This is a genomic window from Fluviicoccus keumensis, assembly GCF_004217445.1.
Classification (GTDB): domain Bacteria; phylum Pseudomonadota; class Gammaproteobacteria; order Pseudomonadales; family Moraxellaceae; genus Fluviicoccus; species Fluviicoccus keumensis.
This window is the reverse complement of sequence record NZ_SHKX01000014.1, coordinates 74,074-91,095: the sequence shown is the minus strand read 5'-3', so window position 1 is coordinate 91,095 and position 17,022 is coordinate 74,074. Positions and strand designations below refer to the sequence as shown.

The 17,022-nt window shown below is 62.5% G+C and carries 16 protein-coding genes; 7 read left to right on the top strand and 9 right to left on the bottom strand.

All coding sequences use genetic code 11. From position 1 onward, the window contains the following. Positions 1-9 precede the first annotated feature (9 nt). The 5 genes from EV700_RS13690 to EV700_RS13670 form a co-directional block, all read right to left on the bottom strand. Positions 10-627 (bottom strand): hypothetical protein, encoded by a 618-nt coding sequence (locus tag EV700_RS13690; protein ID WP_130414761.1) that lies wholly within the window; start codon positions 625-627, stop codon positions 10-12. A gap of 36 nt (positions 628-663) precedes the next feature. Further along, entirely contained in the window at positions 664-2,094 is a 1,431-nt protein-coding gene (locus tag EV700_RS13685) for a peptidylprolyl isomerase (RefSeq protein ID WP_130414759.1), read from the bottom strand. Positions 2,095-2,266: 172 nt separating this feature from the next. Further along, on the bottom strand, positions 2,267-3,289 hold the full coding sequence (locus EV700_RS13680; protein WP_130414758.1) for a phospholipase C/P1 nuclease family protein: 1,023 nt from the start codon (positions 3,287-3,289) through the stop codon (positions 2,267-2,269). Positions 3,290-3,648: 359 nt separating this feature from the next. After that, positions 3,649-4,668 (bottom strand): phospholipase C/P1 nuclease family protein, encoded by a 1,020-nt coding sequence (locus tag EV700_RS13675; RefSeq protein WP_130414756.1) that lies wholly within the window; start codon positions 4,666-4,668, stop codon positions 3,649-3,651. Positions 4,669-5,005: 337 nt separating this feature from the next. Then, on the bottom strand, positions 5,006-5,779 hold the full coding sequence (locus EV700_RS13670) for an SDR family NAD(P)-dependent oxidoreductase (RefSeq protein WP_130414754.1): 774 nt from the start codon (positions 5,777-5,779) through the stop codon (positions 5,006-5,008). 167 nt (positions 5,780-5,946) lie between these two features. Between EV700_RS13670 and EV700_RS13665 the strand changes: the two genes are divergently transcribed. After that, positions 5,947-6,510 (top strand): YqgE/AlgH family protein, encoded by a 564-nt coding sequence (locus EV700_RS13665; protein ID WP_423201219.1) that lies wholly within the window; start codon positions 5,947-5,949, stop codon positions 6,508-6,510. Continuing rightward, positions 6,503-6,949, top strand: coding sequence for a Holliday junction resolvase RuvX (ruvX, locus tag EV700_RS13660; protein WP_130414750.1), 447 nt, complete (start codon positions 6,503-6,505; stop codon positions 6,947-6,949). Before EV700_RS13665 ends, ruvX begins: the two co-directional genes overlap by 8 nt. A 12-nt stretch (positions 6,950-6,961) precedes the next feature. On the opposite strand, the gene EV700_RS13655 is transcribed toward ruvX, so the two are convergent. Together EV700_RS13655 and EV700_RS13650 are read right to left on the bottom strand one after the other, a co-directional pair. Next, positions 6,962-7,327, bottom strand: a complete 366-nt coding sequence (locus EV700_RS13655) for a hypothetical protein (protein ID WP_130414748.1) — start codon at positions 7,325-7,327, stop codon at positions 6,962-6,964. Between the two features lie 16 nt (positions 7,328-7,343). Beyond that, positions 7,344-7,838, bottom strand: coding sequence for a YajG family lipoprotein (locus EV700_RS13650; RefSeq protein ID WP_130414746.1), 495 nt, complete (start codon positions 7,836-7,838; stop codon positions 7,344-7,346). A gap of 167 nt (positions 7,839-8,005) precedes the next feature. On the opposite strand from EV700_RS13650, the gene EV700_RS13645 reads away from it, so the two are divergent. The 3 genes from EV700_RS13645 (at position 8,006) to EV700_RS13635 (ending at position 10,640) form a co-directional block, all read left to right on the top strand. Further along, positions 8,006-8,998 carry an aspartate carbamoyltransferase catalytic subunit gene (locus EV700_RS13645; protein ID WP_130414744.1) on the top strand — a complete coding sequence of 331 codons (993 nt, stop codon included), beginning with the start codon at positions 8,006-8,008 and terminating at the stop codon, positions 8,996-8,998. Beyond that, complete coding sequence (locus EV700_RS13640; protein ID WP_130414743.1) at positions 8,998-10,260, top strand: dihydroorotase; 1,263 nt, start codon at positions 8,998-9,000, stop codon at positions 10,258-10,260. Before EV700_RS13645 ends, EV700_RS13640 begins: the two co-directional genes overlap by 1 nt. A 65-nt stretch (positions 10,261-10,325) precedes the next feature. Then, entirely contained in the window at positions 10,326-10,640 is a 315-nt protein-coding gene (locus tag EV700_RS13635) for an HNH endonuclease family protein (RefSeq protein ID WP_130414741.1), read from the top strand. 33 nt (positions 10,641-10,673) lie between these two features. Here EV700_RS13635 and EV700_RS13630 read toward each other — a convergent pair whose 3' ends face one another. Further along, positions 10,674-11,483: a BPSS1780 family membrane protein gene (locus EV700_RS13630; RefSeq protein WP_130414739.1), complete on the bottom strand. Its 810-nt coding sequence runs from the start codon at positions 11,481-11,483 to the stop codon at positions 10,674-10,676. A gap of 80 nt (positions 11,484-11,563) precedes the next feature. Continuing rightward, entirely contained in the window at positions 11,564-12,250 is a 687-nt protein-coding gene (locus EV700_RS13625) for a TetR/AcrR family transcriptional regulator (protein ID WP_207224685.1), read from the bottom strand. Between the two features lie 214 nt (positions 12,251-12,464). Between EV700_RS13625 and EV700_RS13620 the strand changes: the two genes are divergently transcribed. After that, positions 12,465-13,640 (top strand): acyl-CoA dehydrogenase family protein, encoded by a 1,176-nt coding sequence (locus tag EV700_RS13620; RefSeq protein WP_130414737.1) that lies wholly within the window; start codon positions 12,465-12,467, stop codon positions 13,638-13,640. 255 nt (positions 13,641-13,895) lie between these two features. Beyond that, the gene (locus EV700_RS13615; RefSeq protein ID WP_130414735.1) at positions 13,896-16,889 is read left to right on the top strand and encodes an SDR family NAD(P)-dependent oxidoreductase; all 2,994 of its coding nucleotides are present in this window, start codon (positions 13,896-13,898) and stop codon (positions 16,887-16,889) included. Positions 16,890-17,022: the final 133 nt, after the last annotated feature.

Genomic DNA, 17,022 nt, shown 5'->3' with positions numbered 1-17,022 from the left:
TTATGGGGTTTATTGACGGGATATTTCCGGGTGATCACTCAGCAGCTGGTCGCGCATGGCCTGGATACGCCGCACCTTTTCCTCCCCTTTGGCGATTTCCTCAGCGGTCATCCCCATCTGTTTGGCTTTGGCCGGGTCGGATTGCAGCAGCGCCTTGGCTTTGGCCACATCCTGCTGCAGTTTCGGAATCTCGGTCTCGGCGGCATTGACGTAGCCCTTGTAGAGCCGCATGTTCTGGCGGGCTTCAAACTGGGCGTAAAGCTTCGGGTCGGCAATTTCTTCGGGTGTCGCCTGCTCCTGCGGCGTGGTGTCGTGCACGATCTTCGGCGCGTTGGGGTCGCCATGCAGGAAGGACTCGCGCATCGACGTGGCGGCATCCACATTCGACGGTTCGATCGGCAGCAGCGGGCTGTCTCCCCGGGGCGCATCCGCCGAGGGCGGGGCGTTCAGGTTTTGCGGTCGTTGCTCGCCGCTAAGCATGGTGCCCGGCTCGTGCGACGCTGGGCCGTTGGCGGGTGAGAACAGGGTCTGGCCGGGCTTGTCGTTGCCCATCCACATACCCAGCACAATGGCGGCTCCAGCCAGGATGGCAACAGCGACAACAAAGATGATCACGGGCTTTTTCATGAGTTTGGCTCCCGGTTTGTTGTTATGTAGCGGCGATCAGTGGCCGTGATCGTCGTGGTCATGCGCATGAGGCTTCGCCACGGGCACATCGCCGTTGCGCAGGTCCCAACTGGTATCGCCTTGCAGATCCGGCCGCAGGTGGATATCAGCTTTTTCCAGCAGACGGCTGCGGACAGCGCGATATTCATCAATGGCCTTCTGGCGGGCGATGATCTGGGAGGCCTCATAATGCACGGTCGAGCTCTTGGCGGGATGACGGCCTTCCTTTTTCTCGTCAATCATCACCAGTTCCCAGGAGGCCTTGCCGTTGATGACCGGCGTCCGGATCGGCCGGGAGACGACCCCGGGTGTTTGCAGGAACGCAAAGTCATTGATCCACATGCCGTTATTCTTCTTGTCGGCCTGAACCCAGCCCAGGTCGCCACCGTTCTTGCCGTCAGCGGCCAGTGAATATTTCGCCGCGAGGTCGATGAATTTTTCACCCTTCTGGATACGGTCATACAGGGCCTGGGCCGTTTTTTCGTCAGCCACGGCGATGTGGCGGGCGCGCACGCCTTCCACCCGCTTGAAATCGTTGGGATGCGAGTTGTAGTAATCCAGGACTTCCTTCTCGGTGACGGCCTTGGCCAGTGCTTTCAGGTGCTGGTTATCGTCGTGGATATCGGCGGCGATGCCGATCCAGGTGACATAGCCGTCCAGATAGCTCTTGTTGAGGATGGCCTGCTTCAACCCGGCGATTTCGGCGGCGCTGAGCCCCGAAGCGGTGGCGGCCCAGTACTCGACAAAGCGCGCGACGACCATCGATCGCGCCTGCTGCATCACGAAGTCGGTGTTTTTCCCCAGGATCTCGTTGCGACCCTGCACGTTCTGGATGTCGTAGACATCTTTCAGGGTGATGACGCCCTGTGCCTTGTCGTCAAAGCGATAGCGCAGGATGGGGCGCTTGGCGGCCAGCGCCACGCCCTGCTCGGTCATGCGGATTTCCAGCTGCATTTTGCCCGGTGGCGGCAGGTACTGCGCCCATTCGGTCGGCTTGATCGGATCGACGGCGGAGACGGTGGAGTCCAGCGAACCGCCCAGCTTTTGCAGCGCGGCCTTCAACTCGTCCTTGTAGGCGACCTGGATCATGTTGACGAATTCATTCCGCGCCACGTCAGCCGGGCGGAAGCCAACCTTGTTGTCTTCCACGAGCGCCTTCTTGCCGTATTTGGCGATGGCGTAGCTGCCCAGCAGGTGGCTTTCGATCACGGCCCGCATCACATCGGCCCGCGTCAGCTTTACCTTGCCTTGCGACGAGGACTTGTACATCACATCCAGCATTTTCTGGGTGAAGGGGGTCTTGTCCACCGTCGCCGCCAGCGCCGGATCCTTGAGATCATATTGCGGGGCCGCCTGAGCGGTGGCGGCAGCCAGCGTCAGGACCAGCGCCAGGGGAAGCAGGGAAGTGCGGAGCGAATGACGGAGCATGAATGCGGAGCCTCGGATTATTGGAAAAATTATGAGGTACTGGATCAAAAGAGTGGTACGACCACCGGATTCTGGCAAGAAAGCATTTGTAGTGTTGCGTAAAAGCCGCTCCAGCGCCTGAAAGGCGAACCCCCTCGCGGGGAGGGGGTCGGCCTTGCAGGAGCGCGGAGGATTACATCCGTTCGGCGGCGCGGTTCAACACGTTGACGATCATGGCGATGGCGTGCGGGATGACCTTGTTGGCCACCACGGTGCGGTCGCTGTCAGCAGTGCTGGAGAGCACGATGCCACCGTTGTTGTAGGCGTACATGGCACCCTGGGTCAGCAGCGGACGGATGTCGGTGGCGGTGGCGCTGAGCGGCGTGAAGTCATTCAGGGCGGTCGTCACCTTGGCGCTGTCGTTCAGGGCGAGGGTGTAGTAGTTGTCATTCACCCAGGTTTCCCAGCCGGCGTGGTTCAGGGCGGACGTGGTCCAGACGTGGTGCGGTTGCAGCAGGTCGGTGGTGTGCATCACGAAGCCCAGGTTCTGCACGGTCGGGGTGGCCAGGAACTTGGAGAACCAGTATTGGCCCAGGTTGTCGATCGGCTGGAACGGCATGGTTTCGAAGTCGGCGTACATGCTGTTGGTGGAATAGCCGCCCAGACGGTAGTTCTTTTCGGTGATGCCGTAGGTGTTGTACTTGGTGCTGTCGGAGGACCACCAGCCGGTCAGGCCGCCCTTGCCGTCATCGAGATAGTCGCCATACAGCCAGCTGGCGGCCATGTTGTCGATGTCGCCCCAGACGGTCAGCAGGTTGTAGTTGTAGCCGCCGTAGTCGTTACCGTGCACGTCCGGACCGCGGGTGGCGTTCATGAAGTGGAAGTAGGAAGTGTACTTGACGATGCCGGAGCCCGCGCCCCAGACCGGAGCGGTCTGGCAGTCGCCGGTGGTGGCGCCGCAAATGTAGGTATCCATGAAGTCATCAACGTCGTAAGCGCCCTGACCCATGGCGGCGGCGAACTGATCCATGGTCAGACCGGCGCGGGCCACACCGGCGGCCAACTTGGTGTAGTTGGTGGTGCCGGGGTTGTTCTTCATGTAATTGACGGCGTCCATGGCGATGCGCTTATGGGTTTCCTGGGAAAAGGCGCTGGCTTCCGTTGCCAAACCTGCGGTCACAGCAGCAATCAGGGCAAGTTTGGTGAAGTTGATCATGGTGTACCTCTGTGAGTTTTAGTCATTTTCAGGGGAGCAAGCAGGCCCCCCAAGTTGAATAAATACTAGCCGATCAACCGCTTGGTCGCGTTGCGAAAAGCCGTCATGTTTTGGCGGATTCCGTCCGGGCGATGAACGGTGGAAATTCGGCAATGAACGGCATTCAAATGGCGATGAACGGTGGTCAGTGGCGTGATTTCTCGGTCTGCTTGTGAATCGCGGCCAGGCAGGTGGCGTTTCAGGTCAAGTTTCGGCAGCGCTAGCGGGCGTTGCCATGCTGGCGGGTCCGCCCGCGCTGAAAAGCACCCAAAAAAAAAGCCCGCGCAAGGGTGCGCGGGCTGTAAAAGGGATGCGGCGGTTTACATGCGTTCAGCGGCGCGGTTCAGCACGTTGACGATCATGGCGATGGCGTGCGGGACAACCTTGTTGGCCACCACGGTGCGGTCGCTGTCAGCGGTGCTGGAGAGCACGATGCCGCCGTTGTTGTAGGCGTACATGGCGCCTTGGGTCAGCAGCGGACGGATGTCGGTGGCGGTGGCGCTGAGCGGCGTGAAATCGTTCAGGGCGGTTGTCACCTTGGCGCTGTCGTTCAGGCTCAGGGTGTAGTAGTGGTCGTTAACCCAGGTTTCCCAGCCGGAGTGGTTCAGGGCGGAAGTGGTCCAGACATGGTGCGGTTGCAGCAGGTCGGTGGTGTGCATCACGAAGCCCAGGTTCTGCACGGTCGGGGTGGACAGGAACTTGGAGAACCAGTACTGGCCCAGGTTGTCCACGGGCTGGAACGGCATCTTTTCAAAGTCGGCGTACATGCTGTTGGTGGAGTAGCCGCCCAGACGGTAGTTCTTCTCGGTGATGCCGTAGGTGTTGTACTTGGAGTTGTCGCTCCAGAACCAGCCGGTCAGGCCGCCCTTGCCGTCATCGAGGTAGTCGCCGTACAGCCAGGTGGCGGCCATGTTGTCGATGTCGCCCCAGACGGTCAGCAGGTTGTAGTTGTAACCGCCGTAGTCGTTACCGTGCACGTCCGGACCGCGGGTGGCGTTCATGAAGTGGAAGTACGAGGTGTACTTGACGATGCCCGCGCCCAAGCCCCAGACCGGAGCCAGCTGGCAGTCGCCGGTGGTGGCGCCGCAGATATAGGTGTCGGCGAAATCGTCCACATCATAGGCGCCCTGGCCCATGGCGGCAGCGAACTGGTCCATGGTCAGGCCGGCGCGGGCCACGCCGGCGGCCAGCTTGGTGTAATTGGTGGTGCCCGGATTGGCCTTCATGTAGTTGACGGCGTCGATGGCGATGCGCTTGTGGGTTTCCTGCGAGAACGCGCTGGCGTTCAGGGAAACAGTGGCGGCCAGGGCGGCGACAGCGAAAGTGGTCAGACGATTCATGATGTACCTCGGGACTGGTTTTTTCTGGTTTTTGGGAGCAGAAAACGTGCTCCTTGCGATGTACAAATATTAGTCGAGCATTGTTTAGCTTTCCTTGCGAAAAACTGACAGTTTTATGCTTTTGTAACCGTGGCGACGAGCGGTAAAAATTCAGGAATGAACGGTAGAAAATCGGGGATGAGCGGTAGGGATGGCGTATAAAGACGGGAGTTATGCGGGGCAATTCACAATGGCGTGGCGCGTAGGATCAAGTTTTCGGGAAATGGCTGCCGTTCGTCGGTGAAACCGGCTGTCCGGGACGGTTTTCACACGCCGGACAGCCGGGGGAGAGCCGTTTTCAGCGCCCCAGCACTTTCCCCACCGCCCAGGTCATGGCGCGGCGCGGCACCAGCCGGTTCAGCATCGGCACCGGCTTGTTCAGCCAGCCGGTCACCACCACGCGCTGACCGTTATTCAGGCCTTTATAGGCTTCCTCGGCCACCATCTTCGGCGAGTCGGCAATCTGTTCCAGCACGCTGCCCTTGGTGGCGGCGACGTCGTGGAAGCCGGTGTCGGTGGAGCCGGGGCACAGGCAGCTGACCAGCACGCCGCGCGAGCCGACTTCTTCCGCCAGCGCCTCCGAGAATGACAGCACGAAGGACTTGGTGGCGGCGTAGACAGCGAAGTAGGGGCAGGCCTGGAAGCCGACCAGCGAGGCGACATTGAGGATGCGGCCCTGGCCGCGCTCCAGCATGCCGGGCAGGGCGCGCTGGGTCAGTTCGGTCAGGGTGATCATGTTCAGCTGCATCATGGCCGAGGTCTTGACCGGGTCGGCATGGGCGAAGTTGCCGGCAAGGCCGAAACCGGCGTTGTTGACCAGCGTATCCACCTGCAGGTGGTGGGCGGCCAGATCGTCCATCAGGCCTTGCGCCGCGCCTGGCTCCTGCAGGTCGCGGCTGATGACGGTAACGCGCACGCCGTACTTGTGCTTCAGCGTTTCGGCCAGCGCCTCCATCGGCTCGCGGCGGCGGGCCACCAGCACCAGATGCTGGTGCTCGGGGGCGAAGAGGTGGGCCAGTTCGGCGCCGATGCCGCTGGAAGCGCCGGTAATGACAGTCGCGAGTTGGGTCATGATGCGTGGTCCGGGATTCGGTGGTTATCAGGGTGGGAACCGACAGTAATTCACTCGCCGATAGGCGTCAATCGCCGCAGGAGCAGGCTTTGTCCGGGCAAAAACACTTGCCTTCTCCGGAACCGGCCCCAATACTGCCTTTAATGAAGACAGGTGACGCCATGACCTTGCCCAACGCCAATTTTACCCATCAATGCCTGATCGCCATGCCGGAGATGCAGGACAGCCGCTTTGCGCATTCGGTGACCTATATCGTTCGCCATGACGAAGACGGCGCGGTGGGGCTGGTGGTGAACCGGCCGCTGGAGCTGACGGTCAGCGAACTGTTGTCGGAAGTGCGCCTGCCGGTCATCAACGGCCTGCCGCACCCGGAACAGCCGGTGCTGTATGGCGGCCCGGTCAGCACCGAGGCCGGATTCGTGTTGCACGAGGACAAGGGCCACTGGAACTCCTCGATGGAAGTGGATGACAACCTGTGCGTCACCAGTTCCCGCGATATTCTGGATGCCATATCACACGGCAAGGGGCCCGGCCGTTACCAGATCATGCTGGGGTATGCCGGGTGGGGCGCTGGCCAGCTGGAAAAGGAAATTGCCGAGAACGCCTGGCTGGTCTGTCCTGCCGATGTCTCGCTGCTGTTCGACCTGCCTTATGAAATGCGCTGGGAGGCGGCAGCCCGCCGCATCGGAGTGGATGTGCACCTGCTGTCGGCGCAGGTGGGGCATGCCTGAACTGAATGAAATCCGTACGGTGCTGGGCTTTGATTTCGGCACCCGCAAATTCGGCGTCGCCACGGGCCAGCGCATCACCGCCACCGCCAGTCCCTTGCCGCCCATGCCTTCCCGTGACGGCATTCCCGACTGGACCATCGTCGACAAGCTGATCGCCGAGTGGCAGCCGCAGGCGCTGCTGGTCGGCCTGCCGCTGAACATGGATGATACGGAATCAGAACTGTCACGCCTGTCCCGGAAGTTCGGACGCCGGCTGGAGGCGCGCTACCGTCTGCCGGTATGGATGGTGGACGAACGCCTGTCCAGTCGCGCCGCCCGCGAACTGCTGGGCGAGGCCGGAACCCGTCATAAGGGCAAGCTGGCGTCGGTGGATTCCACGGCGGCGGTGCTGATGACGGAAAGCTGGCTGGAAGCGCCGGAGATCGGCCTGAAGCCCTGAAAGTCCGTGAGCCTAAAGCGGTTCGGGATTGCGCCGGAAACGCCACAGCATCACGGCTGTTTGCACGGCCACCATCACCAGCACCTCATAGAGAATGGCGAAGCCTTCCGGGCGGTTGCCGATCCATTCGGCATAACTGATCAGTCCACCGGTCACGCCCAAGGTCAATACCGCGTAGCCCCAGACATATTTCGGTCGTAACCGTGCGCCAAACATCACTCCCAGCAAGGCGGGAAAGAGCAGGTTGATCCAGACCATGCCATCGTCAACGCCGTCGGCGGTCTGGTTGGCCAGCCACGATCCTGACGACGCCAGCAACGCCCAGGCGGCCAGACCAAGGGATATCTGGGGTAACCACGGCATTCGTTGTTGGGGCATGCGGATTTCCGGCAAATCAATGGGTGGTGGCGGGCGAAGGCTCGGGAATGGTTTCCATCAGCGCCTGCAGGGCTTCATGAATCAGCCGCCAGCGGGCGGCGTCACCCGTGGCCTCGGGCGGAGCCAACGTGCGGCTGATCCGGTGCATGGTAGCGGTGTCGCCCTGGTTCAGGATCAGGCTGATGCGGGCGGTCAGGGCACCGTCCGCTTTCTGGAACAAATCGAAGGCGTTGAGATCGACCGCCACCGCCGGGCTTTGCGCGGTCAATTGCAGTCGTTGCGCCAGCGCCTGCTGCACCAGCACCGTTTCCGGCGGTTGCAGCTTCAGTGTCAGGGGTGTTCCCAGCGCCGGATCCACCGCCGCCAGCCGCCGATTGCCGGCTCGCAGGTCGCGGATGCTGACCCGGTCGCTGAACACCGCCGCGGTTTTCTCGGCCATCAGTACCTGCGCGTGGTCAGGCGCGCAGCCCGAGAGGCAGACGGTGACGGTGAGGGCGGCCAGCGGGCGCATGGGGGAGGACCGGGTATAATTCTTGTTCATCTATCATAGGGAAACGCAGCGGGCTTGTCAGGCGATCTTACGCACCCGATCGTTAATCCGGCGTGCATTCGCGCGCGCTCAGCCGCGCGGCCTTTTCTGCTAGAATCGCCGCCAATTTCCACCAGCGAACCGCCATCATGCACGTGTCCCATGCGCATACGCCCAGCCGCCTGCAACTCAACCCGCAGGGCCGGTTGCGCCACTTCCTGACCACCGAAGGCCTCAGCCGCGAACAGCTCACCGAAATCCTCGATTTCGCCGAATCCTTCCTTGGTCCCGACGGCAGCATCCATAACCAGCCGCTGCTGGCCGGACGCACGGTGATGAACCTGTTCTTCGAGGCTTCCACCCGCACGCTGACCACCTTCGCCGTGGCCGCCAAGCGCCTGGGCGCTGACGTGCTCAACATCGACATCGCCAAGTCGTCCAACAGCAAGGGTGAAACCCTGCGCGACATGCTGTGGAACCTGGAAGCGATGACCGCCGACATCTTCGTGGTGCGTCATCCGCATTCCGGCGCGCCGCACTTCATTGCCAGCCAGGTGACGCCGAAGGTGGCGATCATCAACGCCGGTGACGGCCGTCATGCCCACCCGACCCAGGGCATGCTGGACATGCTGACCATCCGCCGCCATGCCGGGGATTTCACCAAGTTGACCGTCGCCATCATCGGCGACATCAAGCACTCGCGCGTTGCCCGTTCGGAAATCCACGCGCTGCAAACGCTGGGCGCGAAGGAAATCCGCATCATTGCCCCACGCACGTTGCAACCCCGTGATTATCAGGAGCTGGGCGTGAAGGTTTACGAACGTCTGGAAGAAGGTCTGGACGGTGCGGATGTGGTAATCGCGCTGCGCGTCCAGAACGAGCGGATGGAGTCGCCGCTGCTGGCCAGCCCGGAAGAGTTCTACGCCTTGTATGGCCTGACGCCGGAGAAACTGCGCCGCGCCGCACCGAACGCGCTGGTGATGCATCCCGGCCCCATCAACCGCGGCGTGGAAATCGCCTCGGAAGTGGCCGACGGACCGCAGTCGCTGATCCTGAAACAAGTGAATTACGGCATTGCCGTGCGCATGGCGGTGCTGACGCTGGCCATGCAGGGCCAACTGACCACGCGGGGAGATGCCTGATGAATGCTGTCACCAAGAATGCCCGCATTTTGCTGACCGGCGGCCGTGTGCTGGACGTAGCCGAAGACATGGATCGCCAGACCGATGTGCTGCTGGAAAACGGCCGCATGATCGCCTTTGGCGCGGAAGCGCGTAACCTGCCGTATGACCGGGTGGACGCCATTGACGGCTGCCTGGTGCTGCCCGCCTTTGTCGACCTGTGCGCCAACCTGCGCGAACCGGGCGAGAAACATCACGCCACCATCGCCAGCGAAACCCGCGCCGCCCTGGCTGGCGGCTTCGCCCACGTGGTCACGCCGCCGGACACGCTGCCGGTGGTGGACAGCGCCGCGATCGTCGCGCTGATCCAGGAAAAGGCGGAAGCCGCCGGAGCGGCGAAGGTCTACACCATCGGCGCGCTGACCAAGGGGCTGGAAGGCAAGCGTCCGGCGAACATGGCCGCCTTGCAGCAGGCCGGTTGCATCGCCATCAGCAATGCCCGCGCCGGTTTCGCCAACGATGAAACGCTGCTGCGTTGCCTGGAATACGCCGCCACGCTGGGGCTGACGGTCTTCTTCTATCCGGAAGAGCCCAGCCTGGCCAACGGCTGCGCCCACGACGGCTTCATGGCCGCGCGTCTGGGCTTGCCCGCCATTCCGGCGCTGGCAGAAACGGTGGCGCTGGCCAAGCAGTTGCTGATGGTGGAAGAAACCGGCGTGCGCGCGCACTTCAGCCAGCTGTCTTGCAAGAGCTCGGTGGAGCTGATCCGCATCGCCAAGGGCAAGGGCTTGCCGGTGACCGCCGACGTGGCCATGCACCAGCTGCACCTGACCGATGCTGCGATTGACGGCTTCAACAGCCTGGCGCACGTGCGGCCGCCGCTGCGCAGCGAGGCCGACCGGCTGGCGCTGTGCGCGGCGCTGCAGGACGGCACCATCGACGCCATCTGCTCGCATCACCAGCCGCTGAACGCGGCGGCCAAGCTGGCCCCGTTCCCGGCGACCGAGCCGGGCATTTCCGCGCTGGAAACGGTGCTACCGCTGGGCCTGAAGCTGGTGCGCGATGGCCTGCTGAACGAGCATCGCCTCTGGCAGGCGCTGACGGTGACGCCGGCAGCGATTGCCGGGATTGCGGCGGGCAGCCTGACCACCGGCGGCGGGGTGGTGGTGGTGGACCCGGAGGCGAACTGGTGCGTGGCGCCGGAGACGCTGAGCTCGGCGGGCTTGAATACGCCTTTCCTGGGGATGGCGGTGCAGGGCAGGGTGAAGGGGGTTTATCTCTGAGGGCCGGGCTTTCCATCGTCCGATCCATCCTGTAAAAACGGGGACATGCCTTCAGGTTGAACGCCATGTCTCCGTCCTGTCCTTTCTGTACGATTCCCTCCGACCGCACGTTTTCAGCAAGTGCGGATGATGATCCCCGTAATGACCTGGCCCTGACGCCGGATATGCATTGGGCGATGGACAAGCATCTGATCGCGCCGGGGCCGGACTTCAAGTGGCACGTTTCGAAAATGCTGGATGAGCGGATTCCCGACTTCCGGATACTGACCGGGTTGAAAGGCAGGAAGCTGTTCTTGCCGGATGAGCCGCGCTTTTATCCCAAGCAGGAGGTGCTGGCATGGCGTTTGGAAAACATGCAAAAGCGACAATCGGATGAATGAGGGTCAAGGGCGGCGACTGCCGCCCGATAGGCGCTATTCCACCCCGAACAAATCCTCAAACATCGGATACATTGACGCCATCAACACCGGGATCACTACCAGCAGCCCCAGACCGAAGGGGATTATCCCGGCGATAAAGATGAGCAGGGCGACCAGCGAGTACATGGTCAACGGCAGCCAATTGGTCAGGCAGGCGCTGCAGCTGGCCTTCATGGCATCCACCGGCGACAGGTTGGCGTAGTAAATCAGCCCGGGAGCGAACCAGTAGGCGCTGACAATCAGGAACATCACCAGCAGGAAAGCCAGAATACCCGCCAGGGCAATCAGGCCGCCCGTATTTTCCAGTGCGGACATGCCGTGGCCCGACGCCAGTTGGCCGATCGCGCCGACGCCGCCCAACGCGATGGCCAGCGCGACTAACAGCACGATAACCGAGACGACGATCGCCGCCGCATACAACAGCGCCATGATGACCAGCGAGCCGACCTTTTCGCCCTGAAAACCCGCAAACATGCGCCCGAGATCGGTGACGCCTTCGCGGGCATGTCCGCGTCCGAAGGCGAGGATGCCGACCGACAGCGACGGCGCGATCAGCATGCCGATAATGGTTCCCAGGCCGGGCACCAGGTTGGTGACCATGGACACGGCAAAGTACAGCAGCATCACGCAGATCCACATCAGCGGCGCATCCTTGAACATCTCCCAGCCGGCGCTGATCCAGCCGGAGCCGTTCCCCGCCGGCACCTTGTGGCCCGGGACTTCATATTCGATCTCTCCGCTCGGCGCGGCAAAGTCCACCACCGGGACGCCCGACGGGCGATACGGGTTTTCGTTGTCTGTCATGAAGGTCTTCCCTGCGGGTGTCCAGTAAGAGGAATGCCAGCGTATCCCGCTGCGGGCGGCAGCGTCAACGTGAGGTACGGTCACCCCGCAAACGTCATATCCCAAAACTCCGGACGCGGGGGCGGTGTCGTCACATCGCCCTTCGCCCGCAAATGCCCCGCCAGCAACTGGCACCACAACTTCAGGTAATGCTCCAGCACCTGCTCGTTGAACACCAGATGCTTGTCCGCCGCCATGCCGCGCAACAGCCACTGCGACAACACCATCAGGTGCCGCACATTATCCTTCTCGGTCTTGCCCACCAGATAATGATCCGCCGCTGTCCCCAGCGTATCAAACGCGGCTATCCACAAATGCTGCAACATGGATGACAGTTCCGAGTCCCGACGACTGGCCACCAGCAGCTCCAGCAAGATGGTGAACTCCGCCGCGCCGAACACTTCCTTCCAGGAGGTAAAGATCAAATCACTCAGCCGGTCATCCGAGGCATCCAGCTGGCTCACCGCCCGCCCCAGTTGCACATAGATGCGGCGCATCAGGTGTTCCGCCGCCGCCGCAATCAGCGCCGCCTTCGACGGGAAGTGATGCACCGGCGCGCCGCGCGAGACTTCGGCGGTCTCGACAATGCGGGTCACCGTGGTTCCGGCGTAGCCGTCGGTCTCCAGGCATTTCAACGTGGCTTCTATCAGGCGCACGCGCATGGCTTCGCTGCGCTCGGCCTGGGTGCGCCGCAGGGGTTTGGAGGTTGCTGGGGTTTCTGTGGTCATGGTGCCGGTGTCCGCAATTCAGGGTTGTAATTGTAATTATTCCCGCGTCATTTCCCCAGCGATTCCGGACGATTGTCCAGCAAAATCAGCCGTTTCCCGCCGGAATTATGCCGCTCGGGCCAGAAGCAACTGCTTGCTTGGGGCTTGACGCACGCGTTGTGACGCGGTATCAATAACATATTGTACGTCCGTATTGTAAGTGAAGGAGACCCCGATGAGCAACCTGCATATCCCCCAACCCGTCGCCCCGATGATCCCGCGCACCCTGTTCAACAGCGATCATGAGGCTTTCCGCACCACCGCCCGTCGCTTCTTCGAAGAGAAGATCGCGCCCTTCCATGAAAAGTGGGAAGAGCAGCAGCACCTCGACCGCAGCCTGTGGAACGAAGCCGGTGCGCTGGGACTGCTGTGCCCGACCATGCCGGAAGAGTACGGCGGATCGGGCGTGGATCGTCTGTACAGCGTGATCATGATGGAAGAGCAGGCCCGCGCCGGTGACTCCGCTTCCGGGTTCTCGCTGCACTCCGACATCGTCGCCAACTACGTCAACAACTTTGGTAACGAAGCCCAAAAGCAACAATGGCTGCCGAAGATGGCGTCCGGGGAAGTGGTCAGCGCCATCGCCATGACCGAACCGGGCACCGGTTCCGACCTGCAGGCCATCAAGACCCGCGCGGTGCTGGACGGCGACCACTACGTGCTGAACGGTTCCAAGATCTTCATCACCAACGGCTACCTGTGCGACATGGCCGTGGTCGTGGCCAAGACCGGCGACGTGTCTGCCGGCGCCGGTGCGGTGTCGCTGCTGATCGTCGACGCCAAGAGCGAAGGCTTCACCAAGGGCAAGCCGCTGAAGAAGGTGGGCATGCGCGGTCAGGATACCTGCGAGCTGTTCTTCGACAACGTGCGCGTGCCGAAGGAAAACCTGCTGGGCATGGAAGGCATGGGCTTCATCATGCTGATGAAGGAACTGGCCTGGGAACGCATGATGATCGCCATCATGTGCGCCGCCGGGGCGGAAGGCGCGCTGGCGACGACGGTGGAATACGTCAAGCAGCGCAAGGCTTTCGGCAAGCCGGTGTCCTCCTTCCAGAACACCCGTTTCAAGCTGGCGGAAATGCGTTCGGAAATCCAGATTGCCCGCGTCTTCACCGACCGCTGCATCGAGCAGGTGCTGAAGGGCGAGCTGAGCGTGGAAGCGGCCTGCGCCGCCAAGTACTGGGTGTCCGACCTGCTGAGCAAGGTGGTGGACGAGTGCGTGCAGCTGCACGGCGGCTACGGCTACATGCTGGAGTACCCGATCGCCCGCGCCTACATCGACACCCGCGCCAACCGGATCTACGGCGGCACCAACGAGATCATGAAGGAACTGATCTCACGATCGATCTGATGCGGTGACAATCAGGGCGACTTCGGTCGCCCTGATGCTATGTGGTGATTTTAGATAGCGGTTACTCCCTCCTGCAAGGCAGGGGGGACGGCCCGCCAGGGCCAGGGGGGTAACGGCGGTGCGTTGAACAGGATTTTTCTAACAGAGCTTTCTGTTTGGGCCGCTGTCCGCAACCCCCCACCCCTGCGGGGAGCCCCCCTGTTCCACAGGAGGGCGTAAAGCGGTTCTTCTCCCATTTACTACAGGAGTTTTCCCATGTCCCAGGAACTTCGATTTGATGGCCGCGTCGCCATTGTCACCGGCGCGGGTAACGGCCTTGGCCGCCAGCATGCCTTGCTGTTGGCGTCACGCGGTGCAAAAGTAGTGGTCAATGACCTCGGCGGCGGTCGTCACGGCGACGGCAAGTCCTCGGCGGCGGCGGATGCCGTGGTGGAAGAAATCCGGGCGGCGGGGGGCGAGGCAGTCGCGAATTATGATTCCGTGGAAAACGGCGCGGCGATTGTGCAGACGGCGCTGGACGCCTTCGGCACGGTTGATATCGTCATCAATAACGCCGGCATCCTGCGCGATGTCAGCTTCCAGAAGATGACACAGGACGACTGGGACCTGGTGTACCGCGTGCACCTGAAGGGATCAATGTCCGTCTCGCACGCCGCCTGGCCGATCATGCGCGAGAAGGGTTACGGCCGCATCATCATGACCACCTCGGCGGCGGGCATCTACGGCAACTTCGGGCAGGCCAACTACTGCGCGGCCAAGCTGGGCATCCTCGGGCTGGCGCATTGTCTGGCGGAAGAGGGCCGTAGCAAGAACATCCTCGTGAACACGATCGCCCCGCTGGCGGCGTCGCGCTTGACTGAAACCATCCTGCCGCCGGAAATGCTGGCGTTGCTGAAGCCTGAATACGTCAGTCCGCTGGTTGCATGGCTATGCCATGAGGATTGCGAAGACACCAAGGGCCTGTTTGAAGTCGGCGCGGGTTACATCGGCAAGCTGCGCTGGGAGCGCACGCAGGGCCACAGCTTCAACACCAGCCGCGCCATGACGATGGATGAAATCGCCGGCAAGTGGTCGAAGATCACCGACTTCACTGACAGCGAACACCCCAGCACCACGAACGAGTCCTTCGGCACCATCCTAGCCAACCTGAACAAGAAGAGTCTGGGCGGCAACGAATTCATCGACCTCGACGCGGCCAGCAAGGACCAGATTGTCACCACCAACGCCTACGATGAACGCGACCTCGCCCTGTACGCGCTGGGCGTGGGCGCGGCGGCCAATCCGCTGGACGAATCCGAACTGCATTTCACCTACGAACTGGGCGATGGCTTCCAGGCGCTGCCGACCTATGGCGTCATGCCCGCGCTCAACGCCTACCTGAACCTGGCGAAAGACGGCAAGAGCCTGCAAGGCCTGAATTACGGCCTTGACCGCGTGCTGCACGGCGAGCAGTTCACCGAAATCCTGCGGCCGCTGCCGCCGCACGCCAAGCTCACCCACACCTTCCGCTTCAAGGAAGCCTATGACAAGGCGCCGCACGCGGTGGTGGTGATGGCGGTGGATACCGTCGATGAAACCGGCGAGAAGCTGGCCTACAACGAAATCAGCACCTTCGTGCGCGGCGCGGGCGGCTGGGGCGGGGATCGCGGGCCGTCCGGCGATGTCAACGTCCCTCCCGCGCGCGAACCGGACGCGGTGATCGAGGAAAAGACCGCCGACAACCAGACGTTGCTGTACCGGCTGTCCGGCGACTGGAATCCGCTGCATGCCGACCCGAATTTCGCCCGCGCCTTTGGCTTCGAAAAGCCGATCCTGCACGGGCTGTGCACCTTCGGTTATGTCGGCCGCCACGTCATCAAGAGCTTCTGCGGCAACGACGGCCGCCGTTTCAAGAGCATCAAGGTGCGTTTCGCCGACAGCGTCTTCCCCGGTGAAACCCTGATCACCCGCATGTGGAAGGAAAGCGACACGCGCGTCATCGTCGAGACCAAGGTCAAGGAACGCGACTCGGTGGTGATCCGCAATGCTGCCGTCGAGCTCTACGCCGAGATCCCGCAGGTGAAGGCGAAGCCTGCTGCCGTGGCTGCGGCCGGGGCACCCGCGCCCGCCGCGACCGGAGCTTCCGCCGCACTGTTGCCGGAAGACGTGTTCAACGTGCTGGCCGCCCATGTCGCCGCGCATCCGGAACTGGTGGACAAGGTGAAGACCGTCTTCCAGTTCAACCTGAAGAACCCCGCCAGTAGCTGGACGCTGGACCTGAAGAACGGGCAGGGCGTCTGCCAGCCCGGTGTCGCCGACAAGGCCGACGTGACGCTGGACATGGACAGCGAGCATATCCAGACCGTGGTCACCAGTTCGCTCGCCGATGTGCAGAAGCTGTTCTTCAGCGGCAAGCTGAAGATCGGCGGCAATGTCATGGCTTCCAACAAGCTGATCGTGCTGCAGGAGATTCCGTCCACCGCCTATGAAGCAGAGCGCGCCAAGCGCGTGGCGGCGGGCGGCGGGGCGGCCGCTCCGGTCGCGGCGGCGGATGCACCGCTGGAACCGTCCGACGTATTCAGCGCCATCACCGATTATCTCGGCGGTCACCCCGAGCTGGTGGAAAAGACCAAGACCGTCTTCCAGTTCAACCTGAAGAACCCGGATTCGCAATGGTTCCTCGACCTGAAGAATGGCGGCGGCGCCTGCGGCCAGGGCGCGGCGGACAAGGCCGATGTGACGCTGGAAATCGACGCGGAACTGATGCCCGCCATCGTCACCAGCTCGCTGGCCGATGTGCAGAAGCTGTTCTTCAGCGGCAAGCTCAAGGTCACCGGCAACATCATGGCGTCCAACAAGCTGATCGCCTTGCAGGCGATTGATCGCAAGGCTTACGAGGCCGCGAAAGTGAAGCGGTTGGCCAGCGGTACAGCGTCCGGCGGCAATGCTCCGGCGGCTGTAGCGGCGAAGGCGGCGCATGCCCCGGCAATCCTGGAAGCCCTGGGCAAGAGGCTGGCCGGTCAGCCCATCAACGGCAGCCTGCTGATCAAGGTGCCGGAGGTCGGGTGCTGGTTGCTGGACGGCTCCAGCGTCGGTTCGGTGGCGGACAGCGTGCCCGCCCAGACGACCGTCACGCTGGCCGACGACGACCTGCTGCGGCTGGCGCAAGGCAAGGTTGACCTGCGCGACCTGTACCAGCATGGGCAGGTGCGCGTGGACGGGGAGGTGGCGCTGGCGCGGCAACTCAGCGTACTGGGTGGTTTGGTTTAAGAGAGTCCCCTCTCCCCTTGTGGGAGAGGGTTAGGGAGAGGGGTAGGGCGGTCGCGCTTGAGCTGACGGTGTGCTCAGGCCGCTTTCCGCACCCCTCTCCAGCCAGCGCGCTGCATCGCGCGGGCGCTTCGGC